The sequence below is a fragment of the Pandoraea pneumonica genome (genome assembly GCF_049918595.1).
Taxonomy (GTDB): domain Bacteria; phylum Pseudomonadota; class Gammaproteobacteria; order Burkholderiales; family Burkholderiaceae; genus Pandoraea; species Pandoraea pneumonica_A.
Window position 1 is genome coordinate 99,313 of record NZ_JBNCRZ010000006.1, and the last position, 13,906, is coordinate 113,218.

Below are 13,906 nucleotides of genomic sequence, written 5' to 3' on the forward strand. Positions count from 1 at the left end.
TCCTGCGAGAGCTAGATCACGCAATTCGCAACGCGGTTTTTGAGCGCGCGAATCGCCGAATAAGCGGTGAGGGCCGACGTCTTGGGGTTATCCGGCAACGGCTTGCCGCACATCTCCAGCGACATTTCACCGAAAGCACCGCGCGCCGCAATGTGATGCACGTTGCGCGTGACGGCAGGGTCGGCGATCAGGCGCACACGCGTCGCGTCGAGCCCCAGACCGGCAATCGCCACGGTCGCGGCCACGTTGGCGTTCTTCGGATACAGCCGCGCCGCATCGCGGGCGCTGCCTTCGAAGATCACTGTCGCGCTGACGAGCGTCGCCAGATCGCACACGTCTTCGGCAGGCGTGCCCTGCCAGCCCAGCGGCGGCTTGCGGCCCGTGTAGACCACCTCGTCCAACCCGCCTTCGCGAGCAGCAGAAATCGCGTCGATACCGCCAATGGCGCCCGAGAGCAGCGTGACGGTCGACTCGCCTTCCTTGGCGGCCTGCTCCAGTGCGGCGAGCAGTGCCGAGTCGGACAGCGCGCCGATGGAGGCCACCGCGCAATCGATACCCGACTTGAGCAACGGCACGACGTGCGCCGACAGCGCGCTATGGCCTGCACATTCCAAGACGAAGTCTGGACGGCGGCTAAACGCAGACGCCGACGACACGACTTCGGTGCCTTCCCGTACGCTCTCGCGCACGCGGGCTGCGGCATCCTCGGGCACGATCACATGAGCGATGTGCAGCGACGGATCAGATGCAAACGCCTCGTAGACTTTGGAACCGATGGCACCGAAGCCGATCAGCGCCACGTCCACCGGTCGATGATTCAACTCACGCATTGGCAGGCTCCCGCACCGGCGGACCGGCAAAGTGCGACGCGAAGCTGCCGACCGACAGCATGTCGACTTCGAGCAGCACCGGGCCGTCGTGGGCCACCGCGCGCGCCACTGCCCCTTCCGCCTGATCGATGGCGGTAATGCGCTCATGCTTGAGTTGCAGGCTGGCGCAGAACGCTGCGAAGTCCGGCTGATGCAGTTGCACGTAGTGACGGCGGCCGCCGTACTGCGCATCTTGAATATTGCGGATCACGCCGTAGCACTGGTCGTTCATCAACAAGATGATGACTGGCGCTTTCTCCTGCACGGCGGTGGCGAGTTCGCCGACGTTGACCATCAGGCCACCGTCGCCGCACAACGCGACTGTCTTCTTCGCGTTGCCAGCCAGTGCTGCGCCAATGCCCATCTGCATGCCTTGACCGATGCCGCCACCCAACGCGTGCACGCCTGCGCGCGGCGAGAAGATCTTCAGCAGACGGTTGCCCCACGTGCTGTTGGAGATCGTGACGTCGCGCACCCAGTTGAAGTCGCGGCCCAGCGCACCTTGCAATGCAGCCACGAGTTGGCGATACGGGCCAAGGCCCTCGGCCACTTGCTTGACGGCTGCGTCGCGCGCGGCGGCGAGATCGGCGTGGAATGCCGGGTCGACCGACATACGGCCTTGCAGGCAGTCAGCCAGTGCGTTCAGCACACGCGCGGCGTCGCCCTGCACGAACAGGTCGTTGCGATAGCCACGGTTGTCGGCTTTGCCGTCGGCGTCGACGCGATACAGCGGGCGCGGCAGACCGAGTTTGTACTTCAGCGTTTCGTTGCCGCGCAGACGCGAACCCACTACCAGTACGGCGTCGCACGTCTTGTAGAACGCTTCGACCGTCGGGTGAATGTTGAAGGCACCGAGCGTGGCAGCGTGATCTTCCGGCACGATGCCGCGACCTTGCACGCTGGTCACTACACCGAAGCCCATGTCGACAAGGCGTTTCACGGCGGCTTCTGCACCGCGTGCGCCACCGCCCAGCCACAGCAGTGGACGATGCGCTGCGGCCAGCTTGTCGGCCAGTTCGGCCACGCGCTGCTCGTCGTGCGACGGCACACTGATATGCGGCGCTGCCAGATCGGCTGGCCATTCGATTTCGGCCGCTTGAATATCGATAGGAATTTCGACACTGACCGGGCCCGTCGGCGCGCTTAGCGCTGCACGCACGGCTTCGCGCACAGTCGAGAGTGCCGTGTCGACGCAACGCACACGATAGGCGGCCTTCGAGATCGACTTGAGCATGCTCAGTTGATCGGGCGCTTCGTGGATGTAGGCGAGGTCGCGGTCGAGGAATTCGGTTTCGATCTGGCCGGTGATATGCAGCACCGGCGTGCCTGCCGTCAGCGCTTCGACCATCGCGCCCGCCGCGTTACCCGCCGCCGTACCCGTGCTGGTGAAGGCCACGCCCAGGCCGCCCGAGACGCGCGACAAGCCATCGGCCATGTTCAGTGCGCCCGCTTCGCCGCGTGCGCCGACGTAACGGATTTTTTCGCGGCGCGCGATGGCGTCGAGAATCGGCATGTTGTGAATCGAGATCACGCCGAATGCGGTTTGCACGCCGCATTGTTCGAGAAACGCCGCGATGACTTCGCCGACGGTGGTTTTGTTAGACATGTCTTGCCAAGCCTCCGGAAACATCGATATGGCTGCCCGTCGTATAGGACGATTGCGGGCTCGCCAGGAAAAAGATCGCTGCGGCCGCCTCTTCAGGCTTGCCCAGACGTTGCAACTGAATTTGCTTCTTGCGGGCCAGCTCGCCGGTCCACTCTTGCCACGTCTTGCCTTCGCCTTGCGCGGCAAAGCGGCGGCGCCACTGTCCCGACTCCACCAGCCCGATCAGGATCGAATTCACACGCACGCCGTCGGGGGCGAATTCGCCCGCCATCGAACGCACCAGATTCTGGATACCGGCGCGAGCGGAGGACGTCGCGACCATGTGCGGTTCCGGCTGAAGCGCAAGCAGCGAGTTCACGCAGACGATGGCGGCGTCGCCCGTCTCGCGCGCAGCGTCGCGCAGCATCGGCAGGCAGGCACGTGTCGTGCGAATCACGCTGAAGTACTTCAACTCCAGCTCTTCGCGCCATGCGTCGTCCGTGGTGTCGGCGAACGTCGACACACGGCCTTGACCGGCGTTGTTGATCAGCATGTCCAGACGGCCGAACTCGCGTTGAATACGCTCGGTGAGCACGGCGACATCGGCCGCTTCGAGCACGTTGCATTGCGCGGCAATCAGGCGTGCGTCGGGATGACGCTCACGCAAGTGCGCTTCGGCTTGTGCCAGACGTTCGGTGTCGCGCCCGCAAATCGCGACGGCGGCACCGGCTTCGAGCAGGCGCTCGGCCGTGGCGAGTCCGATACCGGACGAGCCGCCGGTGACCAGCGCCGCGCGTGCGGAAAGGTCGATCTTGATCATTTCAATCCCAGTGACTTCATGTAGGGGGTGGTGCGGCCGTCACTGCCCGGCCGGTAATTCAACCGGTGCGAGAGCGCATCGGCGGCTTCGCGCACTTGTCCGATCAGCCCTGCATCGAGCATCGACGCATCGATGTTGGCGCGCGGAATCGTGACCGTGATCGCAGCACAGATATGGCCTGCGTCGTTGCGCACCGGCGCGCTCACCACGCTGATGCCGCGCTCGAACGAGGAAGCCGATACGGCATAGCCACGCTCGGCGTCTTCGCGCACGCGCTCAAACAATTCAGCAAGCGTTTCGGGCGTTTGCGGCGTGAATTTTTCCAGCGTCTTTTCCGGATAGAGCGCCTTGAGTTCCGCCAGCGTCAGATCGCCCATCAGCACATGGCCGTGCACCGTCGCGTGGGCAGGCAAGCGCGTGCCCACGTTCACCTTGATCGAATTGAACACGCCCGCCACGCTCTGCGCTTTGGCGACGAACACGATGTCGCGGCCGTCGCGAATCACGATGTGTGATGTGAGTTGGGTCGCGTCGCGAAGGCGCTCGATGATCGGAATGCCGAGGTCGGTCAGTTCCAGCGAGCTCAGGTATTCAAAGCCCAGACGCAGCACGGCGACGCCCAGACGGAAGTTCTTTTCGCTGCCTGCGCGCTCCAAGAAGCCCATGGCTTCGAGCGTCTGCAACAGCCGAAAGACGGTAGTGCGCGGAATGCCCAGGCGCTGCGACAACTCGGGGGCGCTGAACACCGACTCGCGCGGCGAGAATTGCGTAAGGATGCGCAAGCCGCGCTCTAGGCCGGGGACGAGATAGCGCGACTCGGTCGGTCCCGCCTCGGTGTCTTGTTCGCTCGTCTCATCGACTGCATCGAGTGCGTCCAGCGCTTCGTCGTCGGGCAGCGCGGCAGCCGCGCGTTTCGGGTTTGCCGGTGCCATCTCAGCGCGCTCCTGCGGCCACACGTTCCAGCCACCCCGCAAGGGCAGTGTTCAGAACGTCAGGCGTTTCGATATACGACGCGTGTCCCGCGCCGTCGATAATTTGCAGCGGTACCCCGGCGACGTCGGCGATGGTCTGGCAGGCCGCGGGCGTCGTGATGGCGTCTTGCGCGCCGACCGCCACGGCCACCGGGCCTGCGTTGGCTGCCACGTATTGCGCCAACTCACCGGCCACATCGCCGTTCGACAGCAGGTGCGTCGCTTGGGCGTAGCCAACGGGCAGCACGCGGCTCATGTTCCACTTCACCCAGGCGCGCGGCAGGTCGGCAGCGTCCGGTGCCACCAGGTTGTCGCTGCGTTCGCGCGCCATCCCAGCCGGACCCAGTTTGTCGAGCATCGCCAGTCGGCTGTCGCGCTTCGACACGCGCACCGCCGGATCGGCCTTGCCGTAGCCATTGGCGGGCGAGCAGAGAAAGAGGCCCCGAACACGTTGCGGTGCGCGGCTGGCAAACTTCGTCGCCATGATCGCGCCCAGCGAGTGGCCGACCAGCGCAACGCGATCCAGACCAAGCGCATCGAGCCAAGCTTCGAGCGCGTCGGCATAGGCGTCGGGGTGCGGCTCGGCGTCGCCCACATTGGACGTCTCCCCGTAGCCCGGCGCATCCCACGCATACAGCGCCACATCGAGGCCCGCGGCTTCCAGCTGCGCGAGCCATGAGGCCGCGCCCGAACCGATGCCGTGCAGCATTACCACCGGCAGTCGGCTATCGTCGGCCGTGACGGTGCAGCGATAACCGACCGTGCCTGCGCGCGTGGCAATCGTGCGATACGCAAACGCCTTCAGGCGCTCGCAAAGCGGGCCGACGGTGCCATCGTTGGCATCGGGCTGACTGGATTTGAGCGCTTCGGCTGACATGGCTTCGGGTAACGTCTTGTGCAATGACTCGGAAAAATTCTTGCCGGTGGAGCGCTCGCACGTGGCGCGCGCTGCACCGGACTTTCGGGAGGTATTCGCGTCCCGTCGCTTACTTCTGTTCGCGCTTGATCTTGGCGAGCGGTGAATCGGGCGGGTACGTCGGCGTGACCGGCTTTTGCGAGCCGAGCATCACGCACATCAGCGCGTCTTCATCGCCGATGTTGATTTCCGTGCGATACACGCCGGGCGGCACCGAGATCAGATCGCGCTCGCCGAGAATGGCTTCCCACGTCTCGCCGTCGCGCTCGCAGACCACTTTCATCTTGCCGCGCATGACGAAGAAGATTTCTTCCACGTCCATGTGGATATGGCTCGGGCCGATGTTGCCGGCCGGAATCACCATGGTCGAGAACGTGAAGTGACCTGCGGGCACGGTGTTGCTGTCTTTAGCAACACCGGTGCCGCCCGTACCGACATAGCGCATCTGCGCACGGCGATACTTCGGGTCGTAATCGGCTTGGAACTTGAGGGCGTCCCAGTCGTATTTGCGCGTCGAAAAACGCGCCACACGCGAGTCCAGCCACTCGCTGAACGGTTGGCCTTCGGCCTGCGTCCAGCTCTCGACGGCCTGAGGCGTCGCGGTGTTTTTAGCTTCGGCTTGCGCCATGTTGTAACTCCTTGAAGGCGTTGCGAATAAGGGGGCTAAAGGGCGTCTGCGTCATGCCGCGTCAGGGCATCACGAAGCCGCCGTTGACCGGCAAAACCTGACCGGTCACGAAACGAGAAGCGTCGGAGAGCAGGAACAGCACCGGCCCGACCACGTCGTCGGGCACTTGTGCGCGCGGCAAGGCGCGTCCTTCCAGATAGTGGCGATGGCGCTCGACCGGCACGTAAGCCGTGGCTTCGACTTCCACCAGCCCCGGTGCAATAGCATTCACCGTGATGCCGTCCGGGCCGAGTTCGCGGGCGAGCGAGCGTGTCATCGCCATGACCGCGCCCTTGCTGGCGGCGTAGGCGAGCAGTCGCGGCGCGCCCCACAGCGCGGTGTCCGACGCGATGTTCACGACGCGGCCCTGACCGGACGCGCGCAGATAGGGCAGTGCTGCCATCGTCATGAGCCACGTGCCGCGCACGTTGACATTCATCACGGCGTCCCACGTGTCGATGCTCAGCTCGGTGGCGAGCTTGCCGCCCGAGTTGGTGATCGCGCCGTTGTTGATCAAGCCGTCGATGCCGCTCATTTGCTCGGCAGCCGCCTTGGCAGCCGCATCAATCGACGCCGGATTGGACAGATCGACGCGCACGAACGTCACGGCATGACCGGCATCGCGCAACGATGCGGCGAGTGCTTGTCCGGCGTCGACTGCGATGTCGGCAATCGTGACCTGTGCGCCACGCGCGAGCGCAGCACGCACGAAGCCTTCACCGAGACCGCGGGCACCACCGGTGACCAGCAGTTTCTTGCCGTCGAGCGGTGCTAGCGTGGCAGTGTCGAGCGGGAGAATGGGCAGTTCGGTCACGATGCGTTCCTTATCGACGATCGACACGTCAGGCGATGTTCATGGCAGCACGCGGCACGTAGTGCAGTGCGCGGCGCTCGAGCCAGACCACTGCCGCGTAGGCGGCAATGCCGATGACGGTCAGCCCGGCGATGGCGACGAACACCATCGCGGTGTTGCCCTGCCCTTCGCCGTAGACCAGCAGATAGCCCAACCCACGATCGCCACCGACCAATTCGCCGACGGTCACGCCAATCACGGCAAGCGTCGAGGCGATGCGCAGCCCGGCGAAGAGCGCCTGCATGGCCGACGGGAATTCGACGAAGCGGAAAATCTGCCAACGGCGGCCGCACAGGGCGCGCACGAGGTTGACCATGTCGGGGTCGACCGAGCGCACCGCGCCCAGCACGTTGATCATCACGGGGAAGAAGACGATCAGCACCGCGACGAGAATCTTCGGGTAGATGGTGTAGCCCATCCACATCACGAACAGCGGCGCGAACGCCACCTTCGGCGCGATTTGCAGCGCGAGGATGTACGGCGAGAGCATCGCTTCGGTCGACGGCGACAAGCCGAGAATCACACCGATCATCACGCCCAGTGCCGAGCCGATCACGAAACCGGCGATCACTTCGAGCGCCGTCACGCCGATATGCAGCCACAGGTTTTCAACCTGAAACATGCGCACGCCTTCGACGATGGTCGACGACAACTTGGGCAGCACGAACTCGGGCACGCCGAACGCCGTCGGGCCCCATTGCCAGACAGCCGCGAAGAGCAGCAGCAACACGAAGCTGCCAGCGGTCAGTTGCGCTTTGGTGAGGGTTTTCATAGCGGGAATTCCAGTGTCTTGTGCAAGAGATGGCGAGTGCGCATCAACCGAGGTGATCGTCGCGGCCGACCTTGAGCAGTTCCATCAGATGGGCGACGTACTCGTTCATGCCCGCCTGTTTGCGGCGCTCGATCGGGTTGTCGCGATGCGGCAGATCGACGGTGATCTCTTCGATGATCGTGCCCGGGCGTTCGCTCATCACGAACACGCGGTCCGAGAGTGCGATGGCTTCGGCCAGATCGTGGGTGATCATCAGCGCGGTCTTGCCCTCGGCAGCGAGCATCTGCGCGAGGTCTTGTTGCAACACCATCTTCGTTTGCGCATCGAGTGCCGAGAACGGCTCGTCCATGAGCAGCACGTCGGGCTCGACGGCGAGCGTGCGGGCGAGTGCCGCACGTTGGCGCATACCGCCCGAGAGTTGGTGCGGGTAGTGATTCTCGAAGCCCTTCAGATGGCAGCGAGCGAGCAGTTTCTGCGCGACTTCGGCTCGCTCTGCCTTGCTGCGGCCACGAATCTGCATGCCGAGTTCGACGTTCTTCTGAATCGAGCGCCACGGCATGAGCAAATCCTTTTGCAGCATGAACGCGACTTGTTGCGACGGACCGCGCACCGGCTTGCCTGCGAGCGTGACGTGCCCTTCGCTCGGGGCATACAAGCCCGCGCCCATGTTGAGCAACGTGCTCTTGCCGCAGCCGCTCGGGCCGATCAGCGAGACGAACTCACCCGTCTTGATACCGATGGAGACGTTCGAGACCGCCGTCATCTCGCCCTTGCCCTGGCGATTTTTGAATCGACGCGTCACGCCGCGATATTCGATGGCAAACGGCAGCGGTGCCGTCACCGGCGTGTGACGTGCGTCGGCATACGCCTCGGCAACGTTCGCGTCCTGCAATTGAATCGACCTGAGCATGGGAAACCACCGTGTTTCTGGATGTTCAACTTGCCTCGGGCAGCGTGCCGCTTTCGTCGCCTGCATCGCCTGCCAACCTGTCCTTCGCCTTTCGGCTCACGTTTCATATATGAAACGTTGATTTACTTATGGATCAATTATAGGGAGTGACGGCCGGAGTCAAAATTGTTTTTTGACTAGGGGAAACCCGGATTTGGGGGTGTTACGGCACGTGGATCCCATGTAAAACGCGGAAAAGAGCCGCAAAAAAACGCCGATCAACGAACGCTGATCGGCGCGAGGTGAGCCCACTGAGTGAGTTCACAGGGTGATTTTCTGATGGGCCTCTGCGCGATCGTCAGAACGCGTGATGCACGCCCGACATGATCACGACCTGATTGGCGGTCGACGACGCACCGATGGTGTTGATTGCCGTCACCGCGCCATTACCGCTCGCGTGCTGATACACACCGCTCACATACACCTGCGTGCGCTTCGAGAGCGCGTAGACGTCGCCAAGGCTCACCTGCGTCCAGCGCTTGCCCGACATGTTCGTCGTGGCCGCACCGAAGGTGATCGTGTTGGCGATGCTCGAGGCGTAGTTCACGCCGCCATCGAACGACTGGTAGGTGTCGCTGTAGCCCGGCGATGCCAGTTTCACGCGCGTGTACAACGCGTGCAGCAGCCACGGGCCGAAGCCATACGACACACCTGCCCCCATGTTCTCGATGTTCGACGCCGAATAGGTCGCGACCGGTTGATTCTGGAAGGTCGCACCGCCGAGCACGGCGACATTGGGCGTGCGGTTGTTTTCGTTCGAGTAGGCCACCGACGCCTTGAAGCCCGCGTTGGTGTAGTTCGCTGCCACGCTCCACTTCTTGCCGGTTGCGAAGTTCGTGGTGTTGCCCAGCGAGAGCATGCCCGCCGCCTTGAAACCGGCGAAATCGCGTGTGACGTACTTCACCGAGTTGTCGAGCTGCACGACCGAGGTGTTGGCCAGTTCGTCGAGGTTGCCCGGGTGGAACATGTACCAGTTCATGCCCAGATAGGCCGTGCTGAACGGGCCGAGCCATTCGAAGCTGAACGGGGCCATGTGGCCGATGGTGAGCGTGCCGAGCGTGTCGGATTGCAAGCCGACCCACGACTGGCGGTTGAACATCGCGCCGGCTTTCAGCGTATTGCCCGTGAGCGTGGAGAAGCCATTTTCCAGCAGGAAGATCGCGCGATTGCCACCGCCCAGATCTTCAACGCCGCGAAAACCCCAGCGATCCGGTTGGGTGCCGCCTTGCTGCGCCATCCAGTTGCTGGTGCCGCCTTGGTTGTTCACATAGGCCACACCAGCATCCATGCTGCCGTAGATCGTGATGTTGCTTTGTGCGTTTGCCGCCATCGGCACGCCTGCGGCGAGCAACATGGCTGCCGCAATTTTTGTCATCCCCGAGATCCGCCCCGTCGGAAACCGCTTCATCTGTGTACTCCTGTCGTTCGATGATTCGATGATTCGAAAACGGTGATGACGTCGGGTGCGGCGCACGGCAACCCCAGCCGGTCACACCCCTCGTGCGACCGCATTTCGACGTTCCACCTGTGAAACGTTGGATTACTTATGAAACCAACAATGCGGAGCTTAGGCCAGGTGACGCGTGAGTCTCGCAGCGGAGATGCACGAATTGATGACGAGAATTTGGTGTGATAACACGCGCGCAATCGGCGTTAAAGTTCCACGATTTCAAGTGCGTCGCAGGTGCTACTCGTCCCGTCAGCGTTGCCGAAAGTCCCGCCGCTAAACCGTTCCTGCGAATCGGCTTAGGTCGGGATTTACCCGAGGATGGCTTGCGATTGATCGAATCAAAAACAATAATATTTGAACATCATGTTCATATTTGAACGTTTTATTTTTTCGCATTCGTCGTAACCTTCATCAAAAGGGTGTCCCCATGCAAGCTCCGCAAGCTCCTCTCATCGGCATCAACGGTGCCGGCATCGGCGGTCTGGCTGCCGCGATTGCGCTCGTTCGCGCTGGCTTTCGTGTGCGTGTCTACGAGCAGGCGGCGCAGTTCGCACGCGTCGGTGCCGATATCAACCTGACGCCCAATGCGGTGCGTGCGCTCGATGGCCTCGGCGTTGGCAACGCGTTGCGCGAAACCGCCGCGCAACCGAGTCACCGCATCAGCCGCACGTGGGACACCGGCGAAGAGACCTCGCGACTGGAAATGGCGCAGACGGCACAGACCAAGTACGGCGCACCGCAACTCACGATGCATCGCGCCGATTTGCTTCAGGCGTTGGAGCAAGCCGTGCCTGCGGAGTACATCGCACTTGGCAAGAAGCTCGTGTCGTTCGAAGCGCCGGGCGTTGGCGAGGCGGGCCGCATTCGGCTCACGTTTGCCGATGGTTCGCATGACGACGTGGATGTGCTCATCGGAGCCGACGGCATTCATTCGGTGGTGCGCACGGGCCTGTTCGGGCCGGAGTCGCCGGAGTTCACCGGTGTGGTCGCCTATCGGGCCGTCGTGCCTGCGGAGAAACTCGGTGGCGTGCCGAATCTGGGCGCGTTCACCAAGTGGTGGGGGCCGGTCGCGTCGAGCCAGATCGTGACGTTCCCGCTCAATCTCGGCCGCGATATTTTTGTGTTCGCCACCACGGCGCAGGACAGCTGGACCTTGGAATCGTGGACGGCACCGGGCGACGTGCTGGAGTTGCGCGCAATGTACGCCGACTATCATCCGGAGGCCCGTGCGCTGCTCGATGCGTGCGACAGCGTGTTGAAGTCGGCGTTGTACGTGCGCGACCCGCTGCCGCAGTGGTCGCGTGGCCGAGTGTCGTTGCTTGGCGATGCGTGTCATCCGATGATGCCGTTCATGGCGCAGGGGGCCGGTATGGCCATCGAAGACGCTGTGGTAATGTCTCGCCACCTCGCCGAGGTCGGCCCGAACGCCGATGCCGACGCATTGGCCGGGGCGCTCGCTCGCTACGAGGCGGCACGTCGCGAACGCACCGCACGCGTACAAATCGGCTCGCGTGGCAATCAGTGGCTCAAGGAAGGCGGCAATGCCGATTGGGTCTACGAATACGACGCATGGCAGGTGCCGGTTGCCGCGTGAGTTTTTGCTCAGCAATTGGCTGGGCGTGACGCCTGATTCCGGCCATCGATATCCGGCCTCTTTCGACACAACGAGAAGTTCATCGCACCGCATGACGAAAGCTTCGCCCGACACCGCTCGCGGTACCCGCACTTCTGACGCGGATAGCGCCGCCCTCAGCCCCCATGATGGCGATCACGACGCCGCGCAAGCCGGGCTTGTGACGCCGGTCATCCGTGCGCTCAAGCTCATGCGCTTCGTGGCTGACGGTGGCTCGACGGCCAACATGAGCGAGGTCGGGCGGCGTATCGGCGTGAACCGTGTGACCGTGATGCGGCTGCTCGCGACGCTGGAACACGAAGGCGTGCTCGAGCCGCTGCCGCATGGCGGCCATCGGCTCGGCCTTGGTTTTCTCACGCTGTCCGCTGCGGCGCTCGCTGGCGAAGATCATCTCGCCACGGCGCGACGCGTGCTCGCTCGTGTGACCACCGAGACCGGCCTGTCGAGCTATCTGACCGTGCTCGATGGCACGCAGGTGCGCTATCTGTTGTGCGAAACCCCTGCCCTGCCGCTGGTGAGCAACATCCGGGCAGGCAGCCGGGTCACTGCGCACCTGACGGCACCGGGGCGGTCGCTGTTGGCGCACTTGAGCCCCGAGCGCCGCCGTGCGCTACTCGGCCCGGAGCCGCTGGCAGCGGCCACGGCGCAGAGTGCACGAACGTATGCGGCGCTAGATGCGCAGTTGGCCCGCGACCGGGAGACCGGTTGCGCATGGAGTCAGGACGGTTTCGAAGCGGGGATCGATGCCTGTGCGGCGGCAGTGCTTGATGCCCAGGGGCGTCCGCTGGCGGCTTTGAGCGTGGCCGGGCCACGCTCGCTGGTGGGGACCGATGCACTCAGCCGGGAGCGCACGGCGGCGGTCGTCAAATCGGGGGCTGCCGATCTCACCGTATTACTGGCAGACGCGCCAGCTTTCCTGGCGGCAGCAGAACGAGTCTGACTTTCCGTGCGGGATCCCGGGGGACACACGTTGTCGCCGGGACCGCCTAAACCCAGAGCATTCGCGCGATCGGATCGTGCGCCTTCGCGTCGAACATCGCCCCCTTTCACTGCCTCACACCTTGTTTGCTAAAGTGCTTCGGTATGCCATACGATGTGGCATCGCCGATGCCGTAATTTTCGGTAATTTGAAGCAACACCCGGTTGTTTCGCGCCTGTCAGGGGGCCGCTGCTACGATAGCGCTGACTGAGAGGCACCGTCTCGGTGCCGTGCATCGAATTCCCCGACCGTCGTCAGTCGCGACGGGCAAACGCCCTCATTGCAGCGGATCGAACATGAAGAACAATCCATGGTGGGTGCGAACGGCCTTAGCTGGCGTTTTCTGTAGCGCGTCGGCGCTCACCCATGTTGCCCAAGCGCAGGAAGCCACTGTCTACGCCGGTGCCATGAATGCGCGTAACGACGACAACGCGCACACCTACTCGTGGGGCATGGACTATCGCCAAGGGCTCGGCGAGCATTTCGCAGCGAGCTTCACGTGGCTGAACGAAGGCCATGTGCCCGACCATCACCGCGACGGTTTCGCCGTGCAGGTGTGGGCACGTCAGGCGTTCTTCGATCGCCGCTTCGACGTTGCCGTGGGGGTCGGCCCGTATCGTTACTACGACACGGTGGCCGGTAGCCGCGGCAAGCGCTATGAAGACGATCACGGCTGGGGCGCCATGTTCTCGGCCACTGCCACCTATTACTTCGCTAGCCGCTGGTATGTGCAAGCGCGTGCCAATTACGTGCAATCGCCGTCGAGCATCAACACCGTGCAATACCTGTTGGGTGTCGGTTATCAGTTGGACAAGCCGTCGACGCCGGGTCCGGTCATCGGCAACATGGATCCACCGGTGCCGACAGGCGATGTGCTGTCGGTGATGGCTGGGCTTTCCATCGTGAACAGTCTCGACTCGCAGAACGCGGCGGCGGAAGGGATCGAATATCGGCACGGCTTCGGCCGATGGTTCGACGGCACGGTGTCGCTGATCAACGAAGGCCATAGCGATATCGGCAACCGTCAGGGCATTGCGGCGCAAGCGTGGGTGAAGAACGACTTCTTCAGCGACCGCTTCAGCCTCGGCCTCGGCTTCGGCCCGTATGTCACGTGGAACAAGTACAAGCAGAACCGATCAGCAGGCGGCGCGCAAAACGTCGTGGCGGGTCTGCTCACGATGAGCATGGCGTACCGCTTCGCCGATCATTGGGTGGGACGCATCTCTTGGAACCGCGTAGTGACCGGCTACGACCGCGACAGCGATATCTTCCTCGCAGGCGTCGGCTACAAGTTCTGAGCGCTGCGACATCCTGTCGCACTCCTGTTAATTAACATCTTCATTAGAGCCGGCATTCGACTGATACGATAACGTCGACCGCCTTGAAACCCTTGCCACATGCGGGTTTCGAGGTGGCACGATATCCGCAATGCATTGTTGCGT

13 protein-coding genes are annotated in these 13,906 nt (G+C 63.3%); 3 read left to right on the top strand and 10 right to left on the bottom strand.

All coding sequences use genetic code 11. The features are described from left to right. Positions 1-11: 11 nt before the first annotated feature. The 10 genes from ACPWR9_RS22250 to ACPWR9_RS22295 form a co-directional block, all read right to left on the bottom strand. Entirely contained in the window at positions 12-830 is an 819-nt protein-coding gene (locus ACPWR9_RS22250) for an aspartate dehydrogenase (RefSeq protein ID WP_426300801.1), read from the bottom strand. Beyond that, positions 823-2,475, bottom strand: coding sequence for a thiamine pyrophosphate-binding protein (locus ACPWR9_RS22255; protein WP_426300803.1), 1,653 nt, complete (start codon positions 2,473-2,475; stop codon positions 823-825). Before ACPWR9_RS22255 ends, ACPWR9_RS22250 begins: the two co-directional genes overlap by 8 nt. Further along, positions 2,468-3,274, bottom strand: coding sequence for an SDR family oxidoreductase (locus ACPWR9_RS22260; protein ID WP_426300805.1), 807 nt, complete (start codon positions 3,272-3,274; stop codon positions 2,468-2,470). Before ACPWR9_RS22260 ends, ACPWR9_RS22255 begins: the two co-directional genes overlap by 8 nt. Then, positions 3,271-4,206, bottom strand: a complete 936-nt coding sequence (locus ACPWR9_RS22265) for an IclR family transcriptional regulator (protein WP_426300807.1) — start codon at positions 4,204-4,206, stop codon at positions 3,271-3,273. The genes ACPWR9_RS22260 and ACPWR9_RS22265 overlap by 4 nt, the downstream gene beginning before the upstream one ends. Position 4,207: 1 nt before the next feature. Next, a complete protein-coding gene (locus ACPWR9_RS22270) occupies positions 4,208-5,122 on the bottom strand; it encodes an alpha/beta fold hydrolase (protein ID WP_426300809.1) in 915 nt (304 codons plus the stop codon). A gap of 109 nt (positions 5,123-5,231) precedes the next feature. Continuing rightward, a complete protein-coding gene (locus ACPWR9_RS22275; protein WP_150681896.1) occupies positions 5,232-5,789 on the bottom strand; it encodes a cupin domain-containing protein in 558 nt (185 codons plus the stop codon). 61 nt (positions 5,790-5,850) lie between these two features. Further along, on the bottom strand, positions 5,851-6,642 hold the full coding sequence (locus tag ACPWR9_RS22280) for an SDR family oxidoreductase (protein ID WP_426300811.1): 792 nt from the start codon (positions 6,640-6,642) through the stop codon (positions 5,851-5,853). A 28-nt stretch (positions 6,643-6,670) separates the two neighbouring features. Continuing rightward, positions 6,671-7,453, bottom strand: coding sequence for an ABC transporter permease (locus ACPWR9_RS22285; protein WP_150681894.1), 783 nt, complete (start codon positions 7,451-7,453; stop codon positions 6,671-6,673). 43 nt (positions 7,454-7,496) lie between these two features. After that, positions 7,497-8,363: an ABC transporter ATP-binding protein gene (locus ACPWR9_RS22290; protein WP_426300813.1), complete on the bottom strand. Its 867-nt coding sequence runs from the start codon at positions 8,361-8,363 to the stop codon at positions 7,497-7,499. A 337-nt stretch (positions 8,364-8,700) separates the two neighbouring features. Beyond that, the gene (locus ACPWR9_RS22295; RefSeq protein ID WP_426301041.1) at positions 8,701-9,777 is read right to left on the bottom strand and encodes a porin; all 1,077 of its coding nucleotides are present in this window, start codon (positions 9,775-9,777) and stop codon (positions 8,701-8,703) included. Between the two features lie 502 nt (positions 9,778-10,279). Between ACPWR9_RS22295 and ACPWR9_RS22300 the strand changes: the two genes are divergently transcribed. The 3 genes from ACPWR9_RS22300 to ACPWR9_RS22310 all read left to right on the top strand — a co-directional run bounded on the left by ACPWR9_RS22300 (position 10,280) and on the right by ACPWR9_RS22310 (position 13,762). After that, positions 10,280-11,446 (top strand): FAD-dependent monooxygenase, encoded by a 1,167-nt coding sequence (locus ACPWR9_RS22300; RefSeq protein WP_426300815.1) that lies wholly within the window; start codon positions 10,280-10,282, stop codon positions 11,444-11,446. A 91-nt stretch (positions 11,447-11,537) separates the two neighbouring features. Continuing rightward, positions 11,538-12,425, top strand: coding sequence for an IclR family transcriptional regulator (locus tag ACPWR9_RS22305; RefSeq protein ID WP_426300817.1), 888 nt, complete (start codon positions 11,538-11,540; stop codon positions 12,423-12,425). A gap of 335 nt (positions 12,426-12,760) precedes the next feature. Then, a complete protein-coding gene (locus ACPWR9_RS22310; RefSeq protein WP_426300819.1) occupies positions 12,761-13,762 on the top strand; it encodes a hypothetical protein in 1,002 nt (333 codons plus the stop codon). Positions 13,763-13,906: the final 144 nt, after the last annotated feature.